This window comes from Nonomuraea sp. NPDC003707, from assembly GCF_053587055.1.
This window is the reverse complement of the sequence record NZ_JBSFNK010000007.1, coordinates 260,772-281,614: the sequence shown is the minus strand read 5'-3', so window position 1 is coordinate 281,614 and position 20,843 is coordinate 260,772. Positions and strand designations below refer to the sequence as shown.

General features: G+C 72.4%; 25 protein-coding genes. 10 read left to right on the top strand and 15 right to left on the bottom strand.

Going from position 1 to position 20,843, the window contains the following annotated elements; all coding sequences use genetic code 11:
• Window position 1: 1 nt before the first annotated feature.
• Window positions 2-1,378, bottom strand: coding sequence for a hypothetical protein (locus ACWDRB_RS20900; RefSeq protein WP_449896026.1), 1,377 nt, complete (start codon window positions 1,376-1,378; stop codon window positions 2-4).
• Between the two features lie 33 nt (window positions 1,379-1,411).
• On the opposite strand from ACWDRB_RS20900, the gene ACWDRB_RS20895 reads away from it, so the two are divergent.
• Window positions 1,412-2,071 (top strand): endonuclease V, encoded by a 660-nt coding sequence (locus tag ACWDRB_RS20895; RefSeq protein ID WP_350727084.1) that lies wholly within the window; start codon window positions 1,412-1,414, stop codon window positions 2,069-2,071.
• A gap of 69 nt (window positions 2,072-2,140) precedes the next feature.
• On the opposite strand, the gene ACWDRB_RS20890 is transcribed toward ACWDRB_RS20895, so the two are convergent.
• Together ACWDRB_RS20890 and ACWDRB_RS20885 are read right to left on the bottom strand one after the other, a co-directional pair.
• A complete protein-coding gene (locus ACWDRB_RS20890) occupies window positions 2,141-2,515 on the bottom strand; it encodes a hypothetical protein (protein WP_350727083.1) in 375 nt (124 codons plus the stop codon).
• Window positions 2,516-2,620: 105 nt separating this feature from the next.
• Window positions 2,621-3,271, bottom strand: a complete 651-nt coding sequence (locus tag ACWDRB_RS20885; RefSeq protein ID WP_449896023.1) for an NADPH-dependent F420 reductase — start codon at window positions 3,269-3,271, stop codon at window positions 2,621-2,623.
• Window positions 3,272-3,355: 84 nt separating this feature from the next.
• Between ACWDRB_RS20885 and ACWDRB_RS20880 the strand changes: the two genes are divergently transcribed.
• The 5 genes from ACWDRB_RS20880 (at window position 3,356) to ACWDRB_RS20860 (ending at window position 5,174) form a co-directional block, all read left to right on the top strand.
• Entirely contained in the window at window positions 3,356-3,697 is a 342-nt protein-coding gene (locus ACWDRB_RS20880) for a winged helix-turn-helix transcriptional regulator (RefSeq protein WP_357736006.1), read from the top strand.
• A gap of 86 nt (window positions 3,698-3,783) precedes the next feature.
• Window positions 3,784-3,993, top strand: a complete 210-nt coding sequence (locus ACWDRB_RS20875) for a hypothetical protein (RefSeq protein WP_363972267.1) — start codon at window positions 3,784-3,786, stop codon at window positions 3,991-3,993.
• Window positions 3,994-4,145: 152 nt separating this feature from the next.
• Window positions 4,146-4,289: a hypothetical protein gene (locus ACWDRB_RS20870; protein ID WP_185077192.1), complete on the top strand. Its 144-nt coding sequence runs from the start codon at window positions 4,146-4,148 to the stop codon at window positions 4,287-4,289.
• A gap of 50 nt (window positions 4,290-4,339) precedes the next feature.
• On the top strand, window positions 4,340-4,909 hold the full coding sequence (locus tag ACWDRB_RS20865; protein WP_355198303.1) for a TIGR00645 family protein: 570 nt from the start codon (window positions 4,340-4,342) through the stop codon (window positions 4,907-4,909).
• Window positions 4,910-4,922: 13 nt separating this feature from the next.
• Window positions 4,923-5,174, top strand: coding sequence for a hypothetical protein (locus ACWDRB_RS20860; protein ID WP_449896019.1), 252 nt, complete (start codon window positions 4,923-4,925; stop codon window positions 5,172-5,174).
• Between the two features lie 46 nt (window positions 5,175-5,220).
• On the opposite strand, the gene ACWDRB_RS20855 is transcribed toward ACWDRB_RS20860, so the two are convergent.
• Together ACWDRB_RS20855 and ACWDRB_RS20850 are read right to left on the bottom strand one after the other, a co-directional pair.
• Window positions 5,221-6,024: a Cof-type HAD-IIB family hydrolase gene (locus ACWDRB_RS20855; RefSeq protein WP_449896017.1), complete on the bottom strand. Its 804-nt coding sequence runs from the start codon at window positions 6,022-6,024 to the stop codon at window positions 5,221-5,223.
• Between the two features lie 21 nt (window positions 6,025-6,045).
• Window positions 6,046-6,522, bottom strand: a complete 477-nt coding sequence (locus tag ACWDRB_RS20850) for a DUF2283 domain-containing protein (RefSeq protein WP_449896015.1) — start codon at window positions 6,520-6,522, stop codon at window positions 6,046-6,048.
• A 122-nt stretch (window positions 6,523-6,644) separates the two neighbouring features.
• On the opposite strand from ACWDRB_RS20850, the gene pyrF reads away from it, so the two are divergent.
• Complete coding sequence (pyrF, locus tag ACWDRB_RS20845; RefSeq protein ID WP_449896013.1) at window positions 6,645-7,469, top strand: orotidine-5'-phosphate decarboxylase; 825 nt, start codon at window positions 6,645-6,647, stop codon at window positions 7,467-7,469.
• On the opposite strand, the gene leuA is transcribed toward pyrF, so the two are convergent.
• Window positions 7,470-9,191, bottom strand: a complete 1,722-nt coding sequence (leuA, locus tag ACWDRB_RS20840; protein WP_449896011.1) for a 2-isopropylmalate synthase — start codon at window positions 9,189-9,191, stop codon at window positions 7,470-7,472. It lies immediately after the preceding gene.
• A gap of 54 nt (window positions 9,192-9,245) precedes the next feature.
• Here leuA and ACWDRB_RS20835 point away from each other — a divergent pair, with 54 nt between their 5' ends.
• From ACWDRB_RS20835 to ACWDRB_RS20825, 3 genes are read left to right on the top strand one after another with little or no spacing between them, the layout of a single operon-like run.
• Window positions 9,246-9,947 carry a FadR/GntR family transcriptional regulator gene (locus ACWDRB_RS20835; protein ID WP_449896009.1) on the top strand — a complete coding sequence of 234 codons (702 nt, stop codon included), beginning with the start codon at window positions 9,246-9,248 and terminating at the stop codon, window positions 9,945-9,947.
• A 34-nt stretch (window positions 9,948-9,981) separates the two neighbouring features.
• Window positions 9,982-10,506: an NUDIX hydrolase gene (locus ACWDRB_RS20830; protein WP_449896007.1), complete on the top strand. Its 525-nt coding sequence runs from the start codon at window positions 9,982-9,984 to the stop codon at window positions 10,504-10,506.
• A 54-nt stretch (window positions 10,507-10,560) separates the two neighbouring features.
• Window positions 10,561-11,127, top strand: a complete 567-nt coding sequence (locus ACWDRB_RS20825; protein WP_449896005.1) for a dihydrofolate reductase family protein — start codon at window positions 10,561-10,563, stop codon at window positions 11,125-11,127.
• Here ACWDRB_RS20825 and rbsK read toward each other — a convergent pair.
• The 9 genes from rbsK to ACWDRB_RS20780 are packed head-to-tail and all read right to left on the bottom strand — an operon-like array spanning window position 11,124 to window position 20,567.
• Window positions 11,124-12,008 carry a ribokinase gene (gene rbsK, locus ACWDRB_RS20820; protein WP_449896003.1) on the bottom strand — a complete coding sequence of 295 codons (885 nt, stop codon included), beginning with the start codon at window positions 12,006-12,008 and terminating at the stop codon, window positions 11,124-11,126. The two genes, ACWDRB_RS20825 and rbsK, sit on opposite strands and share 4 nt — an antisense overlap.
• Window positions 12,005-13,378 carry an ADP-ribosylglycohydrolase family protein gene (locus tag ACWDRB_RS20815; protein ID WP_449896001.1) on the bottom strand — a complete coding sequence of 458 codons (1,374 nt, stop codon included), beginning with the start codon at window positions 13,376-13,378 and terminating at the stop codon, window positions 12,005-12,007. The genes rbsK and ACWDRB_RS20815 overlap by 4 nt, the downstream gene beginning before the upstream one ends.
• On the bottom strand, window positions 13,375-14,514 hold the full coding sequence (locus ACWDRB_RS20810; RefSeq protein ID WP_357735971.1) for an ADP-ribosylglycohydrolase family protein: 1,140 nt from the start codon (window positions 14,512-14,514) through the stop codon (window positions 13,375-13,377). Before ACWDRB_RS20810 ends, ACWDRB_RS20815 begins: the two co-directional genes overlap by 4 nt.
• Window positions 14,511-15,473, bottom strand: a complete 963-nt coding sequence (locus ACWDRB_RS20805; protein WP_449895998.1) for an ADP-ribosylglycohydrolase family protein — start codon at window positions 15,471-15,473, stop codon at window positions 14,511-14,513. The genes ACWDRB_RS20810 and ACWDRB_RS20805 overlap by 4 nt, the downstream gene beginning before the upstream one ends.
• A 6-nt stretch (window positions 15,474-15,479) precedes the next feature.
• Window positions 15,480-16,439, bottom strand: a complete 960-nt coding sequence (locus ACWDRB_RS20800) for an ADP-ribosylglycohydrolase family protein (protein ID WP_449895996.1) — start codon at window positions 16,437-16,439, stop codon at window positions 15,480-15,482.
• A complete protein-coding gene (locus ACWDRB_RS20795) occupies window positions 16,436-17,743 on the bottom strand; it encodes an ABC transporter substrate-binding protein (protein ID WP_355198278.1) in 1,308 nt (435 codons plus the stop codon). Before ACWDRB_RS20795 ends, ACWDRB_RS20800 begins: the two co-directional genes overlap by 4 nt.
• 9 nt (window positions 17,744-17,752) lie before the next feature.
• Window positions 17,753-18,571 carry a carbohydrate ABC transporter permease gene (locus ACWDRB_RS20790; protein ID WP_355198276.1) on the bottom strand — a complete coding sequence of 273 codons (819 nt, stop codon included), beginning with the start codon at window positions 18,569-18,571 and terminating at the stop codon, window positions 17,753-17,755.
• Window positions 18,571-19,488 (bottom strand): carbohydrate ABC transporter permease, encoded by a 918-nt coding sequence (locus ACWDRB_RS20785; RefSeq protein ID WP_449895993.1) that lies wholly within the window; start codon window positions 19,486-19,488, stop codon window positions 18,571-18,573. The genes ACWDRB_RS20790 and ACWDRB_RS20785 overlap by 1 nt, the downstream gene beginning before the upstream one ends.
• Window positions 19,485-20,567 (bottom strand): LacI family DNA-binding transcriptional regulator, encoded by a 1,083-nt coding sequence (locus ACWDRB_RS20780; protein WP_449895991.1) that lies wholly within the window; start codon window positions 20,565-20,567, stop codon window positions 19,485-19,487. The genes ACWDRB_RS20785 and ACWDRB_RS20780 overlap by 4 nt, the downstream gene beginning before the upstream one ends.
• Window positions 20,568-20,843 lie beyond the last annotated feature (276 nt).

Below are 20,843 nucleotides of genomic sequence, written 5' to 3'. Positions count from 1 at the left end.
TTTATCCCCTTGAGGCGGGGCCTCCCGCCAGCGCTCGGGCGGTGGCCTGCCAGATCGGGGTGGCGGGGTTGATGACATCGAAGTGGTCGCCGGGCATTTCGAGGTAGGTCACCTCGTCGCCGGCCTCCTCGGCCGCGCGGGCGTAGCGGCGGCTGAAGTCGACCAGGTCCAGGTCGTCGGCGGCGCCTTGGACGACGAGCTGGCGTACACCGAGCGGGAGCCGGAGCAACGGCGAGGCGTCCGCGTACGGCGGCACCGCCACCTGGCCTTCGGGTGCGCGCCCGCCCAGGGCGGCTCCGACGGCGCCGGTCCCGACCCACCGCCGGTCGCCTTCCACAAGATCGAGCACCCCGGCGAGCGACACCACCATCACCACCCGCACCCCACCCACCGCACGAGCCTCACCGGCCGTGCAAGCCCCACCGTCCGCGCGAGCCCTGTCCACCGCGTGAGCCCCACCGGCCTCGCAAGCCTCACCCGCCGCGTAAGCCTCACCCGCCGCCGCTTGGGCGCCGCCGGTGGCGGACGCCTCGCCGGCCACCGCGTCCGCAACCGCGCGGAGGGCGAGTTGGGCGCCTGCCGAGTGGCCGACGACGGTCACCCGGGTGAGGTCCAGCACCACCGTCCGATCGACGCCCGCCGGAAGCGCGCCCGAGGGGAGCAGGTCCGGCGGGAGCAGGTCCGGCGGGAGCGCGTCCGGCGGGAGCGCATCCGAGCCGTGCGGCGCGGCGTGCGCCGTCGCGAGGGCGGCCAGCCCCGCCGCCACGTCCGCCGTCGTCGCGTCCCAGCCGTGCAGATCCGGCCGCCGGTATTCGAGGTTCCACACCGCGAGCCCGCGCCCGACCAGGTCGGCGCAGAGCGGCCCCATGATGTCGGCTGCCCAGATCGAGCGCCAGTACCCGCCGTGGATCAGCATCACCACGGGCGGCTCGTCGGCGTCCGGAAGGTACAGCTCGCCCCATTGCTCCGGCAGCGGCCCGTACGCGATCCGCCGCGACGGATGCCGTACCCGGTGCACGGCATGGCGGATCCCCCAGGCCAGTCCGCCGACGCCGCGCCCGTGCAGGTGGGTGGCGCCCTCCCCGGCCGTCACCCCGTCGGCGCGCTCGACGTCCACCCAGACCACCGCCCCGAGGTCCCGCCCGATCAGCGAGCGCACCTCGGCCGAGGGCCCCGGCAGCACGACCACACCGCCCGCCCCCTCCGGCGAGGACGGCGAGGACGGCGACGACAGCAGCGAGAGGACCTGAGAGGCGTGGCGGGCGTGGACGAGCGTCCCGGAGACCCCCGCGGCGGTGAACTCGCGGGCCGCGATCTCCTCCAGCAACCCCGCATCGGCCACCACGCCGGGGCCGACGACCACCAGCACCTCGATCATGAGCCCGACCCTACGCGTAATAGCTTAGGCCGGGTGCAGGTACAGCAGCTTCACCCATGGCCCACCACCACCGCCGAGGCCGAGGCCGTCCAGGACCGGCTCCGCGGACGCGTCGAGCTCACCGGCCCCGCCGACTTCTCCCTGGTCGCGGGCCTGGACGTGCACTATCACGGCGACGACGCCCTCACGGCCGCCGTGGTCGTCCTCGACGCCGGCACGATGGCGACGGTGGAGGAGGTGACGGTGCGCGGGCGGGTGGCGTTCCCGTACGTGCCGGGGCTGTTCGCCTTCCGGGAGCTGCCCGCCCTGGTGGAGGCGCTCGAACGGCTCACGGTGACGCCCGACCTGCTGGTCTGCGACGGGTACGGGCTGGCGCACCCCCGCGGCTTCGGCCTGGCCTGCCACCTGGGCGTGCTGACCGGCCTGCCCGCGCTCGGCGTGGGCAAGACGCCCTTCGTCGGCACGCACGAGCCGCCGGGGCCGGAGCGGGGCGACTGGGCGCCGATCGTCCACGAGGGCGCCGTCGTCGGCCGCGCGCTGCGCACGCAGCGGGAGATCAAGCCGGTGTACGTCTCCCAGGGCCACCGCATCTCCCTGGACACGGTCACCGACCAGGTCCTGCGCCTCGCCCCGCGCTACCGCCTCCCCGACCCGATCCGCCGCGCCGACCACCTGGCCCGCCACCCCGACTGATGCCCGCGCCGACCACCGGCCCTCACCCCGGCTGATGCCCGAACCCACCAGCCCGGCTGACCCCCGCCGTCATCGCGGGCGCCAGGCCCAGACGAGGAGCCAGACGCTGAGCCCGAAGAGGGTCATCCCGAGCGGTACGTGCACCGCCAGCACGCCCGATCCGCCCAGCGCGGACTGGACGAAGCCGAGCAGCAGCACCGCCAGGCCGACCAGCGCGGGCCAGCCCGGGCCCCGGCCGGGCCGCCACAGCAGGACGGCCGCGACGAGCTGCAGCAGCCCCAGCACGTGCACGGCGAACGCCCCCATGCCGTGCGAGCCCGCCCCTCCCCCGCTCATCAGCTGCCCGGCCGTCACGGCCTGCGCCAGGACGGACAGCGTGTTGAGGACGACCACGGCCTTGAACGCGGTCACGTACCCGTTCCCCTTGGCGACCTGGGTTACCACTGGATCTCTCCTTCGACCTGGTTTGAGGTCTCCAGGATCTTGCCGGGCCCGCCGGAGGGCATCCGCCGCTCGTCGTCATCCCCGATACACCGCCGGTCGTACGGCTCAGACTCCCGAATAGGCCACCGGGGGGAGCACGGCCTGGGCGTCGGCGCCGCCGAACCAGAGCCCGATCATGAACGCGGCCGTCGCCTCCAGCAGCACGGCCCGGTCGAGCCCGCCGCCGTCCACCGGGGTGCAGCCGAGGTCGGCGACCAGCGTACGCACCGCGGCCAGGGCGGCCGGGTCGTCACCGCACAGCGGCACCGCCAGCGGCCTGCCGTCGAACACCGGCGGCATCAGCCGCCACACGTCCACGTGGCACAGGTTGAACGCCTTCACCACGTGCCCTCCCGTGAGGTCGCGGATCAGCGGGGCGATGGGGCGGGCGGGGTCGTACGGGCCCTCGGCGTTGGCCACGTCGATGACGGGCTTGCCGCGCAGCGCGCCGCCGGCGGACTCGAGCACGCCCCTCAGCCCCGCCTGCCTGACGGCCACCATCACGACCTCCCCGAACGCCGCCGCCTCCGCCCAGCTCCCGGCGCGCACCCCCGGGGTCCCGGCGCGGGCGCGGGCCGCCTCGGCCGTCATCGTCGCGGCCCGGGCCGCGCTCGCGGACGCGTCCCTGCCGCTGATCATCACCTCGTGCCCCGCCCCGGTCCACTGCGTGCCCAGGGCGTCCGCCATGCCGCCCGCCCCCAGGATCCCGATTCGCATGTTCGTCCTCCGTCGCATGAACTGGTAAGTAGAAGGACTGTAGAAAGCCCGTCACACACCATTTGGTGCCTAACGGAGGCCTCGTTGGGGTTCATCGCCGACTGCCAGGCCCGGCTGGCCTTCGACCTGCTGGCCAACACCTGGAACGCGGTCGTCCTGTGGGCGCTGCGCCACGGCCCGCGCCGGCCGGGGCGGCTGCGCGAGGAGATCGGCGGCATCAGCACCAAGGTCCTCACCGAGACGCTGCGCCGCCTGGAGTTCAACGGCCTGGTCACGCGCCGCACGTACGCGGAGGCCCCGCCCCGTGTCGAGTACGAGCTGACCGATCTCGGCCGCACGCTCCTCGGCCCGATCGAGGCGTTCGGGGTGTGGGCGCACGACCACGCCGACGAGGTCATGGCCGCGCAGGACCGCTGGGAGACGTGAGAGCTTTCTAATATACGGAGCGTTACTGGATCACTACCCTGGGTAGCTAGACGACGGTTGTTCATTACCGTCTCCCAGGAGGTTCTATGCTTTTCTCCCCCCGCAGGATCGCCGCCGTCGCGGCCCTCGCCGGTGGCCTGACCCTGCTCTCCGCCCCGGCCTCCTACGCCGTGGTGGATCCTCTCGCCCTGGTCCCCTGCCTGGCCGAGGCCGGCGCCGGCGCCACGACGCTGATCGACCCGACCGCCCCGGCCGTGCCGGCCGAGGTCCCGGCCGTGAGCTGCTTGCAGCCCTGACCGGCTCGGCCTGGGCACGTCCCCGGCCGATCCGGTTATCCGGGCAGGCGGCGCGGCGAAGCCGGCCGCGCCGCCCGCCACGGTGGCCCGATCAGTTCCCCCTGCAGCGCAAGCCCAGTCCATCCGATAGCGCAGAGCAGCTAGGAGATCCTTTGAAGGTCCGCGTCCTGACCGCCGTCGCCGCACTCGCGCTGGCGGGCGCCCTACCCTCCATCGCTTTCGACAAGCTCACCACCGACCCGCCCATCGTGCGCGTCGAGACCTGGGTCCAGCACGTCAACGTCTTCACGTCCTAGTGCGGCTCGCGCAGGTGCCCGTGGCCGACCCTCCACCGGAGTCACGGACCATGTCTGGTTATGTCGGCTACTTCATGTTCCTCAGCCGGTGGATTCAGGCGCCGCTCTACATGGGGCTGATCCTCGCCCAGATCGTGTACACGTGGCGGTTCATGCTGGAGTTGCTCCATCTGATCGAGCTCGGCTTCGGCGGCTCACCACCGGAGACCACCGTCATGCTGATCGTCCTCGGCCTCGTGGACGTGGTCATGGTCTCCAACCTGCTCATCATGGTCATCATCGGCGGCTACGAGACGTTCGTCTCCCGTATACGCATCGACGGGCACCCCGACCAGCCCCAATGGCTTTCCCACGTCAACGCCAACGTGCTGAAGGTCAAGCTGGCCATGGCGATCATCGGCATCTCGTCCGTCCACCTCCTGCAGATCTTCATCAACGCGTCCAGACCGACCATCACCGACCGGGAGCTGCTGTGGAAAACGCTGATCCACCTGACCTTCGTGGTCTCGGCGCTGACGCTGGCGCTGATCGACCGCATCATGGCGGGCGCGCGGCGCGACGCCGAGACGAACGGGGGCGAGCGGCAGTCGACCCTGAAGCAGGAACGGGTCGCCGCCTAGCCGGGGCGCTCCGGTGAGGCGGCCGGCCGTCACCGTGACGATCGCGGTGTTCGTGTGCTCGCTCGCGGGCGCCGCGCACGCCGAGGGCGAGGCCGCCAGGCCGAGCGGTCCCCCGCCGCTGATCGGCAACGTGACCATCTTCAACGACGAGATCATCGAGCCGGTGTCGCTGCCCGTGAGCACCTGCGGGTCGCTGCTCCCACTGCTCGGCAAGTCGCCCACCACCTGCAAGGGCGCCTCGCGGGTGTCGGACGACGACGCCTGACACCGTACGTGCCCGCCTGCGGGGGCGGGCGGGCACGTACGGATCCTCAGCCGTACAGCTCCTCCAGCACCGCGGCCACGCCGTCCTCGTCGTTGGACAGCGTGCGGCGCTCGACCGCCGCCAGCACCAGGTGGTGCGCGTTGGCCATGGCGTACCCGGCGCCCGCGTAGGCGAGCACGGCCAGGTCGTTCGGCATGTCGCCGAAGGCCACCACCTCGCCGGGCGCGATCCCCCGCTCCCGGCACAGCACGTCGAGCGTGCTCGCCTTCGTCACCCCGGCAGCGCTGATCTCCAGGAGCCCGGTCCCGCCGGAGTGCGTGACCTCGGCCAGCCCCTCGATCCCCGCCATGACGGCCGCGACCATCTCGTCCGCCGTGCTGGTCTGCGACTGGGCGAGCAGCTTGATGATGGGGTCGTCGCCGTCGAAGACAGAGCTCACCTCGCGGAGGTAGGCCAGGTCCTCCACGATGCGCCTGGTGTAGGCGGCCTCGGCGAGCACGCCCCGGCCCGTCTCGACGGCCAGGCCGACCCCGGGCAGGGCCGCGGCCAGGGCCTGCGCGACCTTGTTCGCCGCCGTCCGGTCCAGGAGATGGCTGGTGACGACTTCGTCGGTGGCCAGGTCGTACACGATCGCGCCGTTGCTGCAGATCGCGACGCCCGTGACGCCCGCCTGCTCGGCGATCGCGCGGATGCCGCGCGGCGGCCTGGCGGTGACGAAGACGATCTCGGCTCCGGCCGCGCGGGCGGCCTGAAGGGCCTCTCTGGTGCGGGGGGTGATGGCACGTGAGGAGTTGAGGAGGGTGCCGTCGAGGTCGGTGGCCACAAGGCGGGGGAGGGTTCCGGCGCTCATGGTGCCGATTATGCCGATCTTTCAGATCCGCATCTCGGACGGGAGCCGCCCGGCCGCGTTCGAGACCTCCAGGCCGAGGAGTTGCCCGGCGTCGCCGAAATCAAGAACGACATCCGCCACTTCAACCTGACTTACGACCTCTTCTGGCGCTATTTCGTGCTTCATCGCGATATAGGCGATATCGCGGAACTTGTCCAAGCTCACGTACACCGTCTGCGGCCGCTGCCCCGACGGCGCCTCGTCCCAGCCCAGCAGCCCCTCCTTGGCCTCGTGCGAGCCCGCCAGCGCCGCCCGCAGCATGGCCAGGGCCAGCTCGATCGCCTCCAGCGAGTCGACCCCGGTGACCTTCCGCTCGTGCTCCCAGCCGTCGAGCCCGTCGATCCGGTACGGGCACGACCAGTCCCCCGTCGGCTCTTCGTAAGGCACGCCGACCGTGACGGTGACATCACGCGGCGGATCGGTACGCAGCACCAGCACCCGATGGGCGATCTCGTACATATAGCCTGATCTACCCCCGGAAAGCCACTTGAAGGCCCGATCCCATACCGGCGCCGAAGTAAGCATTCCTGGCCACGGCCGCCGCAAGCTAGGCTGCGTACGGTCATAAGGGGGCCCTTGAAATGAACGAGTCATTCGGGACGCGCCTTCGAGCCAGGCTCGACGAGTGCGGGCCGCTCTGTGTGGGCATCGATCCGAGCCCGGCGCTGCTGCACGCCTGGGGGCTCGACGACTCGCCCGCCGGTCTGGAACGCTTCAGCCGCACGGTCGTCGAGGCCGTCGGCGACGTGGCGGCCCTGGTCAAGCCGCAGTCCGCCTTCTACGAGCGCTGGGGCAGCCGCGGCATCGCAGTTCTGGAACGCACCATCGCCGACCTGCGCGAGGCCGGGACGCTGGTGGTGCTCGACGTCAAGCGGGGCGACATCGACAGCACGATGGCCGCCTACGCCGAGGCCTACCTCGACCGGGGCAGCCCGTTGGCCGCCGATGCCGTGACGCTGAGCCCGTACCTCGGGTTCGGGTCGCTGGAGGGCGCGATCCTGTCGGCCCTGGCCAACGACGCCGGTGTCTTCGTGCTGGCCCGCACCTCCAACCCGGAGGCGGCCTCGCTGCAGCGGCTCGTGGCCGACCAGGTGCTGGCCGGGGTCGCCGCGGCGAACGCCGGGCACGAGCCGCTGGGGCCCATCGGGGTCGTGATGGGGGCCACGCTGCCCGAGCTGGAGCACTCGCTGGACGACCTCAACGGCCCCATCCTCGCTCCGGGGCTGGGCGCCCAGGGAGCCTCTCCCGCCGACGTGGCGCGGCTGTTCGCCTCCGTACGGCACGCCGTCGTGCCCTCGGTCTCCCGGGCGGTCCTGGCCGACCCCAAGCGGCTGCGCTCCCGTACGCTCTACTTCCGCGACGAGTGCGCGGCCCACCTGGACGCGAAGATCACCACCACGACCTGATCAGGCCGGCACGGACGCCAGCACGCGGTTGACGGCGGCCAGCACGGCGTGCGCCGAGGCGGTCAGGACCGAGGTGTCCTGGGCCGCGCCCCAGCTGGTGACGCCGTCGACGCGGGCCTCCACGTAGGCGATCGCGAGGCTGCCCCGGCCCGGGTCCAGGGCGTGCTCGGCGAAGTGGAGGATGTCCACGTCGATCCCGTCGTCGCCGAGCGCGGCGGTCAGCGCGGACAGCGGCCCGTTGCCGGTGCCGCGCAGCCGGCGCCCCGACTTCAGCGTGCCCTTGAACTCGTGCACCCCCGGCGCCGTCTCCCTCGTGCTCCACTCGGCCAGCGCGCCGGTCTCCCCCGGGGCCAGGTAGGTGACGTAGAAGAGCTCCCACAGCTGCTCGGCCGTGATCTCCTCGCCGCTGCCGTCGGTGGCCCGCTGCACGACCGAGGAGAAGTCGATCTGCAGGCGGCGGGGCAGCTCCAGCCCGTGGCGGGTGCGCAGGAGGTAGGCGATGCCGCCCTTGCCCGACTGGCTGTTGACCCGGATGACCGCCTGGTAGCCGCGGCCCACGTCGGCGGGGTCGATGGGCAGGTACGGCACCTCCCACGGCGCCTGCTCCGGCGGCACGCCCAGCTCGGCGGCCCGCTTGGCGTGGTGGGCCAGGCCCTTGCCGATGGCGTCCTGGTGGGTGCCGGAGAAGGCGGTGTGGACGAGGTCTCCCGCGTACGGGTGGCGCTCGGGCACGGGCAGCCGGTTGCAGTGCTCCACGACCCGGCGGATCTCGTCGATGTCGGACAGGTCGAGCATGGGGTCCACGCCCTGGGTGTGCAGGTTGAGCGCGAGGGTCACCAGGTCCACGTTGCCGGTCCGCTCGCCGTTGCCGAACAGGCAGCCCTCCACCCGCTGGGCGCCGGCCAGCACGGCCAGCTCGGCGCAGGCCACGCCGGTGCCGCGGTCGTTGTGCGGGTGCACCGAGAGGATCACCGCGTCCCTGCGGTCGAGGTGGCGGTGCATGTACTCGATCTGGTCGGCGTACACGTTGGGGGTGGCCACCTCGACCGTCGCGGGCAGGTTGTGGATCACCGGGCGGTCCGGCGCGGCGTCCCACAGGGCCGTCAGGTCGTTGCAGACCTCCAGCACGTAGTCGGGCTCGGTGAGGTTGAACACCTCCGGCGAGAACTGGAAGCGCACGTCGAGGCCGTCCGCGAGCCGGGCGATGTGCCCGGCGGCGTCCATGATCAGGCCGCGCAGCTCGTTCCTGTCGTGGCCGAGCACCACGTTCCGCCAGGTGGGGGCGGTGGCGGTGTAGAGGTGCACGACCGCGCGGGGCAGCCCTTCGATGGCGGCAAACGTGCGCTCGATCAGGTCCTGCCTGGCGGCCGTGAAGACGACCACGGTCACGTCCTCCGGCACGACGCCGGGCTCGGCCAGGTGGCGGACGAAGTCGAAGTCGAGCTGACTGGACGAGGGGTAGCCGACCTCGATCTCCTTGAACCCCATGCCCGTCAGCAGGTCGAACATCCGGCGCTTGCGGGCCGGGTCCATCGGCTCGGCCAGCGCCTGGTTGCCGTCGCGCAGGTCCACGGGCACCCAGAGCGGGGCCCGCGTGATGCGCGCGGACGGCCAGTCGCGCTCGGTGAGCGGCACCTCGACGCGCTCGTGGGCGGGCCGGTAGCGGTGGTAGGGCATGGTGCTGGGACGTTGACGGTTCCAGGCGTACACGGACGGCGTCATGGCGGCTACACTAATCACAACACAGGTCCTCAGACAACCTGAGAGGTTCGTTCGATGCCGCTCGGCTCCCTCCGTCCCAGCCCGCTCGTCGAGCAGGCCACCCAGCACCTGCGCGAGCAGATCACGCAGGGCGAGTGGCCCGTGGGCACCCGCCTGCCCGGCGAGAACGCACTTGCCAAGGCGCTGGGAGTGGGACGCTCGACCGTCCGGGAGGCGCTGCGCGCGCTGGCGGGGGCGGGGCTGGTGCAGGCCCGGCAGGGCTCGGGCGTGTTCGTGATCGCCACTGCGATCACCACCGCGATCGCCGAGGACTGGCCTGCCCGGCTGCGGCGGGCCGCCATCACGGACGTCTACGAGGTGCGCATGATGGTCGAGACGCAGGCCGCCCGGATGGCCGCGCAGCGGCGCACCGAGGAGGACGTCGCGGCGCTGGAGGAGGCGCTGGCGGCGCGGGCGCGGGCGGCGTCGCAGGACGACGCGGCGTTCGTGGACGCCGACATCGCCCTGCACGCGGCGGTCGTCGCGGCGGCCGGCAACCCGGTGCTGACGGACCTGTTCGCCGAGTTCGCGCCGGCGTTGCGCGAGGGGCTGATCGGCCTGGTGGAGGTGCTGGGGCTGCGCGCGCACGACCGCAATCCCGGGCACGACACGCACGCGGAGCTGGTGGCCGCCGTCCGGGACGGGGACGGGGACGCGGCGGGCGCGATCCTGCAGGCGGAGCTGGAGCAGACGCTCGCCCACCTGCACGACTCGTAGCCCCGCGCAGCCCCCCGTTCGTTACGGTTCGACCGTGATCCTCCGCACACAGCGGCCCACGGCCCGCGTCATCCTGGCCGCCCCCGACGACCGCGTCCTGCTGCTCCGTTTCATCCCGCCGGACCCGTGGCCGAAGGAGCCCGCCTGGCACCTGCCCGGCGGCGGCCTGGAGTCGGGCGAGTCACCGGCGCAGGCGGCGGCGCGCGAGGCGCTGGAGGAGACCGGCCACGTGCTCGGCGCCGCCGACCTCGGCGACCCCGTGGCGGTGAACGAAGGCGCGTGGTCCAACCTGGGCCGCCACTTCTACACCGTGCACACGTACTTCTTCGCCCGCGTGCCGTCCGCGACCGTCACCCCCACTGCGCTGGAGGAGTACGAGACGGAGGAGTTCAAGCTCGGCCACCGCTGGTGGCGCGCGGACGAGCTGGCCGCCACCGAGGAGCGCGTGTTCCCGCCCGGCCTGGCCGGGCTGCTGCCGGACCTCCTGGCCGGGGTACGGCCCGAGGCCCCCGTCAGACTTCACTGGACGCAGGAGAAAGAATCTTCGGAAGGGATGTGAAGAACGCGCGGGCGGCTCCGACCCAGTCATGAGCACAACGCGAAGGAGCACACCATGAGCAAGCTCATCTACTGGGTCCACACCTCCGTAGACGGCCACATCGAGGGCCCGAACGGGGAGTTCGACTGGCCGACCATGGGGCCGGAGCTGTCGGCGTACGGGGACGAGGTCCACGCCCGCGTCGGCACCTTCCTGTACGGGCGCGTCGTCTGGGAGATGATGTCCAACTACTGGCCCCACGCGGAGTCGATCTCGGACGACCCGCACGACCTCAAGTTCGCCCCCATCTGGCGCAGCACCCCGAAGATCGTCTTCTCCACCACGCTGCAGGAGGCCGGCTGGGACGCCCGGATCGTCTCCGGGGACCTCGCCAAGGAGGTCGCCGAGCTGAAGAGCGGGCCCGGCAAGGACCTCCTGCTGAACGGCGGCTCCCGGCTGGCCGGCGCGCTCACCGAGCTGGGGCTGATCGACGAATATCACATCATGATGCACCCGGTCGTCCTCGGCGGCGGCCGGCCGGTGTTCCCGCCGCTCAAGGAGCGGACCGGCCTGCGCCTGGTGGAGACGCGCACGTTCGACGCCGGGGTGGCGCTGCTGCGCTACGAACGGGCCGAGGGCTAGGGCAGCGCGGCCTCGATCTCGTGGCGGGTCGGCATGGACGTGCTGGCCCCCTCCCGCTGCACCGACAGCGCCGCCGCGGTGGACGCGAAGCCCAGCGCGTCGGCCACGCTCATCCCCTCCGACCTGGCCACGGCGAACGCGCCCACGAAGGTGTCGCCGGCCGCGGTCGTGTCCACGGCCTCCACCTTCACCGCGGGCACCCGCAGCCGCTCCCCCGAGCGCGACCCGTACAGCGCGCCCTCGGAGCCCAGCGTGATCAGCGCCTCCTCGACCCGCTCCAGCAGCGCGTCGAGGGCGGCGTCCGGGCCGGCGGCGCCGGTGATCGCGGCGGCCTCGTGCTCGTTCGGGACGATCGTGGTGACCGCGTCGAGGAGCTCGTCCGGCAGCGGCCGGGCGGGGGCCGGGGTCAGGTAGACATGCACGCCGGAGACCTGGGCGGCCTGCGCGGCCGCCACGACGGCCTCCATGGGCAGCTCGAGCTGGAGCAGCAGCGCGTCCGAGCGGGCGATGGCGGCCAGGTCCTCGCCCGAGGGGCCGGCGATGGTGCCGTTCGCGCCGGGGACGACGATGATCGAGTTGCCGCCCTCGTCGTCCACCACGATGTGCGCGATGCCGCTGGGCCCGGGCACCTCCCGCAGGCCGCGTACGTCGATTCCGGCCTCCGCCAGCGTGGCGCGCATCTCCGCCCCGAACCCGTCGTCGCCCACCGCCCCGAGGAAGGCCACGTGCGCGCCCACGCGGGCGGCGGCGATGGCCTGGTTGGCGCCCTTGCCGCCGGGCACGGTGCGGAACCGGTGCCCGGTGACCGTCTCGCCCCGCTTGGGGGCCTCGGAGACGTACGCGACGAGGTCCATGTTGGCGCTGCCGAAAACCGAGATCATGGCCCCATCATCTCCTGTGTGCGGGCGGCCAGCGCGGCCAGCCCCACCCCGTCGTACCCGGTCAGGCTGCTGGCCAGGCTGTCGCGCATCCGCCAGCGGTCCGGCACGCCGCCGTTCAGCGCGCCCGCGACGGAGCCGGCCGTGGCCCCGGCGGAGTCGGTGTCCCAGCCGCCGGCCACCGCTCCGGCGAGCGTGGCGGTGAAGTCGCCGCGGCCGTGGATCAGCGTGGCGGCGACGAGGGCGGCGTTGTTGATGGTGTGCACCCAGTGCAGGCCGCCATGGCGTTCGTGCAGGAGGTCGACGACCCGCTCGAAGTCGTCCTCGCGGGCGGCGTCCGCGACGGCCAGGCGTACCGCCTCGTGCAGGCGCGAGCGCTCCGGCACCACCGACAGGCCCGCCCGTACGACCTCCTCGGGCGAGGTGGCGACCAGGGCGGCCGCGCACATGGCGGCCACGAACATCGCCCCGTAGATCCCGTTCGCGGTGTGGGTCAGGCGGGCGTCGCGCCAGGCGTGCTCCGCCGCCGTGGCGGGGTCGCCCGGGTTGCTCCAGCCGTACACGTCGGCCCTGATCAGGGCGCCGATCCACTCCCTGAACGGGTTGCGGCGGGTGGCCGTGGCGGGCGGCTCGACGCCGTCCAGGAGGTTGCGGTACGCGACCCGCTCGGCGGTGAACGTACGGCCGGCGGGAAGCTCGTCCAGCCACAGCTTGGCCACGTCGTCGGTGGTGAAGCCGCGCCCGTGGCGCTCCAGGACGGACAGGGCCAGCAGCGGGTAGTTGAGGTCGTCGTCCTCGGGGATGCCGTCGATGTTCTCGGCCAGGGAGTTGACGGCGCTGCGCCGGTTCCACGGCCAGCGGCGGGCGACGTCGTCCGGGAGCCCCTTGGCGGTGAACCAGCCGCGGATGGGCCAGTTGCCGGTGGCCTCGGCGATCTGCCTGATGCCCTCGCGCGGGATCTTCTCCACGGGCTTGCCGAGCACGCACCCGGCCGCCCGCCCCTGCCACGCGCCCAGCACCCGCGCCGGATCCACGGCCGCTCGCGGGGTCGCTCCCTGGGCCGCTCCCTGGGCCGTGCCCGGCCAGGACGGGCAGGCGGCGACGATGCCGGCCAGGTCCGAGGGCTCGGGCAGCGGGGACGGGACGGCGGCCAGATCGTCCAGCAGCTCCCCGGCCAGGTCCCGCAGCCGGGCCGCACCCGGCTCGGAGGCCCCGGCGCGCGGAGGCGCGTCGTGGCCGCCGGCCGCGTGCCAGCGGGCCGCGATCTCCCGCACGCGCTCTGCGTCGGGGCCGGTGGCCCGGCCGTCCTCGGCGGCCTGGCGGAGTTCGTGCCCGATCAGGTCCTCCGGCTGGACCCAGGTGAGGCGGATCACCGGCGGTCGAGGTCGGCGAAGGCGGCCTCGTGGCCGCGGCGCCGTACCAGGTCGTCGGCGTGCACCCGGCGCGCCACCTCCGCGATCGCGAGCCCGGGGGCCACCAGGTCCGTACGGCTGGCCGCCCCCACCTGCGAGACCCACTGCGACGGCACCGCGGACAGCCCCCCGAGAGCGCCCGCGATGGCCCCGCCCATGGACGCGATCGAGTCGGCGTCGCGCCCGTAGTTGACACCGCCCAGCACGGTCTCGCGGTAGTCGCCCTTGGCGATCACCAGGAACCCGAGCGCCAGCGGCAGCTCCTCGATGCTGTGCACCCGGCTCGGCCGCCGCGCGCCCAGCCCCTGGTCGCGGTAGGTGTCGGCGACCGTGTCGTAGGGCCGCATGGCGGCGCGCAACGTCTCGAACGACCCGTCCCAGTGCCCCAGCCCGGCGGCGGCCTCGCAGACGGACTCGATGGCGGCCCTCGTGCCGTCCTTGGCCAGGCGCAGGCAGGCCGCGATCACGGAGTCCGCGGTGGCGCCCGGTCGCATGGCCTCGGCCACGGCGGCGGCCATCACCCCGGCGGCCTCCCGGCCGTAGCTGGACTGGTGCGCCCCGGCCAGGTCGACGGCCTCGGCGTAGGCGGCGTCGGGGTCGGCGGCGTTCACGATGCCGACGGGGGCGACGTACATGGCGGCGCCGCAGTTGACGATGTTGCCGACGCCGGCCTCGCGCGGGTCCACGTGCCCGTAGTGGAGCCTGGCCACGATCCACTTCTCGGCCAGGAAGATCCGCTGCAGCGGCAGCGCCTCGGCCTCCAGCTCGGGGATCCAGCGCCGTTCGCCCATCAGCTCGGGCACCAGGTGCTCAGCCATCGAGTACGCGGTCAGGTGCCCGCCGGCCTTCTCGTACACGCGGATCAGGGCGTGCGTCATCAACGTGTCGTCCGTGATGTGGCCGTCGCCCTTGTGGTACGGGGCGATGGGGCGGGCGTTGCGCCAGTCCTCGTTGAACGGCGGCACGATGCCCTCGACGCGGCCCCCGTACCTCTCGACGATCTGCTCGGGCGTCCAGCCCTCGGTGGCGCCGCCCAGCGCGTCTCCGACCGCCGCCCCCGCCACGCAGCCAGTGGCCCTGTCTTCAAGCGGCGTCATGCGATTCCCTCCGATAGTTCGATCAAATCCCGGCCCGCCAGGTCAGGCAGGCAACAACCGGCCAGCGTGCGGGCCGACGCGATCCACCCCTCCGGGATCGCCTCCAATCCACGGCACGCGCCCGCGAGCGCGCCGGTCAGCGCGGGCGCCGAGTCGGCCAGCGCGGCCAGGCAGGCGGCCGCGGGCACCGCCCGCGTGAGCTCGCCGCCCGCCGCCTCGGCCAGCGCCAGCGCCACCGGCACGGTCTGCGCGGCGCCGACGCCGTAGCTGTAGACGTGGTCGAGCAGCGCGGCGTCCAGCGCGGGCACGGCCGCGAACGGGTCGCCCGCCTTGCGCGTGACGGCCAGCGCCGCGCGGGCGTTGTGGCCGATGGCGGTGTCCTCGGGCAGTACGGCCAGCGCCGCCTCCACCGCCCCGGCCACCGATCCCGACCGCACGGCCTCGGCCACGGCGGCGGCCATGGCCAGGGCGCCCAGGACGCCGTCGTAGGCGTTCGTCACCTGGGCGTCCTGCGTGGGGTCCCGTCCCAGGACCCCGAACGCCACGGCCCTGACGGCGGCGGCGTCGTCGAAGTGGTGCGGGTTGTCGTGCCCGGACGCTGGCGGCTCGACGCCCTTGGCGAGGTTGTCGAGCGCGGTGGCCACCGAGATCCGCCCCCTGACGCCGTCCCGCAGCTCCCTGAACGCCTCGGCTCTCGGACGGTCGATCGTGAGCGCCGTCCAGGCGAGCCATTCGGCGTCGTCGGACGGGCCTACGGCCAGCGGGGCCGTGGGCTGGTTGAGCGCGAACGGGACCGGCAGCGTGGTGACCTCGTGCTCCTCCGCGAAGGCGTCCAGCTCTCTGTGCAGGCGTCTGCTCCAGGGGGCGTGCAGGGCCGCCCGGTGCCTGGCCGCCGGCCATCCGGCGGCGTCACCGACGGCGAGCCCGGCGAAAGCCCCTCTGATTCTGTCCCCCGACATCGTGATCTACAGTCCTCCCGCCAGTTCGTCGGCGACGTCCAGTACGTGTTTTCCGGCCACGACGGGCAGGCATTTGCCCGTCACGGGTCCGATCCTGGCCGCCCACCGCTCGGGCACGCCGCTCTCGCCGCGCATGGCTCCGGCGATCGCCCCGGCGATGGCGCCGATCGTGTCGGCGTCCCTGCCCAGGCTCACCCCGAACGTCACGGACGCCTCGACGTCGCCGTCCCCGGCCAGCACGGCCGCCAGCGCCAGCGCCACGGCCTCGGGGGCGACGTCGGTCCAGGGGTAGTGCCTGACGACCACGGCCTCGTGCAGCGCCTCGACGAGCGCCTCTTCGTCCGTGGTGGGCAGGGTCGCGCAGGCCCGTACGACGTTGCGGGCCGTCCACGAGTCGGCGGGGATCACCGACAGCGCCGCCCGTACGACGTCCTGGACCGAGGCCCCGCCCATCGCGGCGGCCACGGCCCCGGCGACCGCGCGGCCGCCCAGGATGCCCTCGCCGGACCCGCTGACCTGCCCGTCCTGCTCCACCAGCCGGGCCGCCTCCGCGGGATCGCCCGGGCAGAACACCCCGTACGGCGCCGCGCGCATCGCGAGCCCGTCCGACCAGCCGTGCGAGTGCACCAGCCCCGTCAGCGGCGGCGCCAGTCCGCGGCGAAGCGCTTCGACAGTGCCCAGCTCGGAGAACCCGGCTCCGCGCATGGGCCCGGCGATCCGCGGGATGATCTCCCGCCGGTACGCCTGCGCCACGTCGGCGGAGGTCAGCGCGTGCCCGTGCCGCACCAGGAGCGAGGCGGCGAAGATGGCGTATTCCGTGTCGTCGGTCCCGCCGCCCTCGATCTCCGTGAGCCGGCCCCACCGCCGCCGGATCTCCGACGGCGACAGGTTCTCGGCCGGGGCCCCGAGGGCGTCCCCGGCCGCGAGGCCGAGGAGACACCCACGGGCTTTATCCCGATAAATCACCGCTGGTACCGCTCCAACACCTTGTTGCCGTCCTCGACCAGCTTCGAGGCCGCCTGGTCAATGGTGATCTTATTGGCGAAGTACTCCTGCAGCGTCGGCGTGGCCACCTTGGTCTTCCACTCGTCGAACCCGTTCACCTTGAGGAACGGCGCCACGACGAGGTTCTTGGCGGAGGCGGTGGCCACGTCCCAGCCGTTCTCCTTGGTGGTCATCGCCGGGTCGGCGGCGGCCGCCTGGGAGGTCGGCAGGAGCCAGTCACCCTTGGCGAGCTTGGCCTGGTTCGCGCCGTTCAGGAAGAAGGCGATGAACTTCATGGCCTCGTCCGCGTGCTTGCTGTCCTGCGCGATCGACAGCGTCTGCGAGACCGCGCCCTGCTGGGCGCTGGTGCCCTTCGGCGCGGGGAGCGTGACCCACTCGAAGCCCTGCGGAGCCTGCTCGGCGACCTGCTGGCGCAGGTAGACGCCGGCGGGCAGCAGCGCGAACTTGCCCTTGTAGAAGGCCGGCAACGGGTCCGCGGTGCCCTGGCCGAGCGCGGCCGGGTCGGCGGACTTGTCCTTGTAGAGCTGGTCGTGGATGCGCTGGAGCACCTCGCGCTCCTCGGGGCCGACCTTGACCGTGGTCTTGCCGTCGGCCGTCTGGAAGAACGTGCCGCCGAAGTTGAGCGCCAGGTTGAGCGTCTTGTTGACCGGCGACTTCATCGGCCAGGCCACGCCGAAGTTGCCGCCCTTGGTCATCTTCTTGGCGGCTTCGGAGAACTCGTCCCACGTCCAGGGGTTGTCGGCCGTCGGGACGCGCGCGCCGGAGGCGTCGAGCAGCTTCTTGTTGGCGATGATGACCTGCGACTCCTGGAGGAACGGCACGCCGTACACGCCCTGCTGGCCCTTGCCGTCGTCGAAGGTGACGGTGTCCCAGGCGGGCTGCGGGATGTCGCTCTTGAGCTCGGCGGGCAGCTTGTCCTTCAGGTCGAGCAGGTAGCCGTCGGAGGCGAAGCCGGACAGCGCGGGCGAGTCGTTGTGGATGACGTCCGGCGCCGTGCCACCGGCGAACTGGGTGACGAGCTGGTCGTTGACGTTGTCCCAGCTGCCCTGGACGTAGGTGACCTGGATGTTGGGGTTGGCCTTGTTCCACTCGTCCACGAGCTGCTTGTTCGCGGCGACGGATTCCTTCTGCCACGCCAGGCTGAGGAAATTGATCTTTACTGGCTCGTTGGGGGCGGACGACGACTGCGTGCCGCCGCCTCCCCCGCCGCACGCGGCGGCCAGCGTGAGGATCGCCGCAGCCGCCAGAGCGGACGTGATTCGCATGTGAGCCTCCTAGCCCTTCACGGCGCCGGCCATCAGGCCGGACTTCAGTCGCCGCTGAATGATTGCGAAGAAGATCAGGCTCGGGATCGTCGCCATGAGCGACGCCGCGGCCAGCGGGCCGAGCCTGGCCACCCCCTCAGGACCGGTGAACCGCACCAGAGTGAGCGGGAGCGTCATGACATCGGGGTTCTGCAGGACCACGAGCGCGAACATGAACTCGTTCCACGACGAGATGAACGAGAACAGCAGCGTGGCCACCACGCCCGGCGCCAGCAGCGGCGCGACCACGCTCACGATCGAGCGCAGCCGGGTCGCGCCGTCCACGGCCGCGGCCTCCTCCAGCTCACGCGGCACCGAGCGCACGTACCCCTGCAGCATCCACAGCGCGAACGGCAGCGTGAACGTCACGTGCACGACCACCAGGCCGGGCAGCGTGTTCACCAGGTCCAGATCGCGCAGGATCATGAAGAGCGGAATGATGATCAGGATGAACGGGAACACCTGGCTGACCAGCACCCACCCGATGGCGATCCGGTTGAGCAGGCTGCGGTAGCGCGCCATCGCGTAGGAGGCGGGCAGCGAGATCAGCACCGTGATCACGCTGCTGAACAGCGCCACGACCAGGCTGCGCAGCCCCGCGCCCACCAGGTCCTGCTCGCCGAACGCGTCGGCGAAGTTGGCCAGCGTCGGGTCGCGCGGGATCCACGTGGGGTCGGCCAGGGCCATCTCCCGCGGCGTCTTCAGCGCCGTCGACAGCAGCCAGACCAGCGGGAACGCCAGGAAGACGATGTACGCGACCAGTGCCGCGTACTGCGAGAAGCGCCTCATCACTTGGCCTCCCTCATCTGGCGTCCCAGGTAGAGCGCGAGCACGGCCAGCACGACGATCGCCATCGCGAGGCCGAGCATCGAGGCGTAACCGGCCATCCGGTACCTGAACGCCTCCTCGTACGCGAACAGCATCGGCAGCCGCGTCTGCCCGCCCGGCCCGCCCTGCGTGAGCACGTAGACCAGGCCGAACTGGTTGATGTTCCACACGAAGTCGAGCGAGGTGATCGCCACGATCACCGGCCGCAGTTGCGGCAGCGTGATGTTCCAGAACCGCCGCCAGCGGGTCGCGCCGTCCACCTCGCCCGCCTCGTAGAGCTCCTTCGGGATGCCCTGCAGGCCCGCCAGCAGGACCACCGTGGTCTGCGGCATGCCCGTCCAGATGCCGACCACGATGATCGCCGGCAGCGCGAGCGAGAAGTCGGCCAGCCAGTTGACGTCCGTGCCCAGCAGGGCGTTCAGGATGCCCGCGTCGGGGTGGTAGACGAGCTTCCACATCAGGCCGATGACCACCGGCGGCATCGCCCACGGCACCACCGCCAGCACCCGGGCCACGCCCCGGAACCGCAGGTTCTCGTTGAGCAGCAGCGCCAGGCCGAGCGCGGCCAGGAACTGCAGCACCGTCACCGAGACGCCCCAGATCGCGCCGATCTTGAAGGAGGACCAGAACTCGTCGTCGGTCAGCAGCCGGCCGAAGTTCTCCAGGCCGACGAAGCTCGTCTCGTGGTTGCGGGTGTTGCGGGCGTCGGTGAACGCCAGGCCGATGCCGTACAGCAGCGGGCCCACGCTGAACAGCGCCACCGGCACCAGGGCGGGCAGCATGAGCAGCCACATCTCGCGCGTCTGGCGCGAGATCCGGCGGCGCTTGGCGCGTCGCGTCCCGCGCGGCGGCGCCGGTCTCGTCACGGTCGCCGTCACGCCTCTCCCCTTTCGTCCGTACGGTGCTCGTATCCGGGCTCGTGTCCGGGCTCGTGTCCGGGCTCGTGTCCGGGCTCGTGTCCGGCGGTGGAGGCGCGGACCACGAGCTCGGGCGGCACGGTGACCAGCCTCGGCTCGCGATCGCCTCCCTGCAGCCGTTCGAGCAGCAGCTCGGCGGCGGCCTTGCCGCGCTCGGCGGACCCCAGCGAGACGCTGGTCAGCGACGGCCAGGAGGCGGCGGCCAGGTCGGTGTCGTCCATGCCGACCACCGCCACGTCCTCCGGCACCCGCCGGCCGGCCGCGCGCAGCACGTCGAGCGCGCCGAGCGCGATCAGGTCGTTGGCGCACATCAGCGCGTCCACGTCGGGAACCCTGGCGAGCAGCTCCGCCACCGCCCGGCCCCCTTCCGCGCGGTAGAAGTCGCCGATCTGCACGAGGTTCTCGTCGTAGGGCAGGCCCAGGTCCTGGAGCGCCTCCTGGTACGCGGCCCCGCGGGCGGCGCCGGGGACGGTGTCCAGCGGGCCGTTGACCATGGCGATCCGGCGGCGGCCGAGCGCGTACAGGTGATCGATCGCCAGCCTGACACCGGTCCGCGAGTCGGCCCGTACGTTGTCCACGCGGGTGCCCTCGGGCACCGAGCCGATGATCACGACGGGGGTGCGGGCGGCGGCCAGCATCTGCAGATGCGCCTCGGTGACCCGCAGCGGGCTCATGATCAGCCCGTCCACGTACCGCTCGCCCAGGCTGCGCAGCACGTCGATCTCGTCGGCCACGACGGCGTCGGTGGAGTGCAGCACGAGCCGGTACCCGGCGGCCTTCAGCACGGGCTGGATCTGGCGGAGCATGGCCAGGTAGGCGGGGTTGCCGACGTCGGCCATGGCGAAGGCGACCTGGTGGGTGCGGCGCGACTTGAGCGACCTGGCCACGGCGTTGCGCACGTAGCCGAGCTCGTCGGCGGCGGCCATCACCTTGCGCACGGTCTCTTGCCTGGTCGGCAGGCCGTTCAGCACCCGCGAGACGGAGGCGATCGAGACACCGGCGCGCGCGGCGATCGTGTTGATCGTGGGTCCGTCGGCCAAGGCTGTCCTTCCATGTCCTGTAAACGTTTACGATCTAGGTGCTGTAAACGTTTACGGTGTTTGGGACATGAAATATGCGCGTAACTTGCAGGTCAAGTCACGATCGCATAACACCAGGTCAAACCCACTTTCCGCAGTCTCCCACGCTCCCACGGCAACCGGCCACCGCTCCACACGGCAACCGGCCCCCGCGCAAGTCGCGCCGAGCACCACCGCTCCACACCTCGCCAACCCGGCGCCCGGTGGGCGGTGCGCGGTGGTGCCGGCGGGGACCGG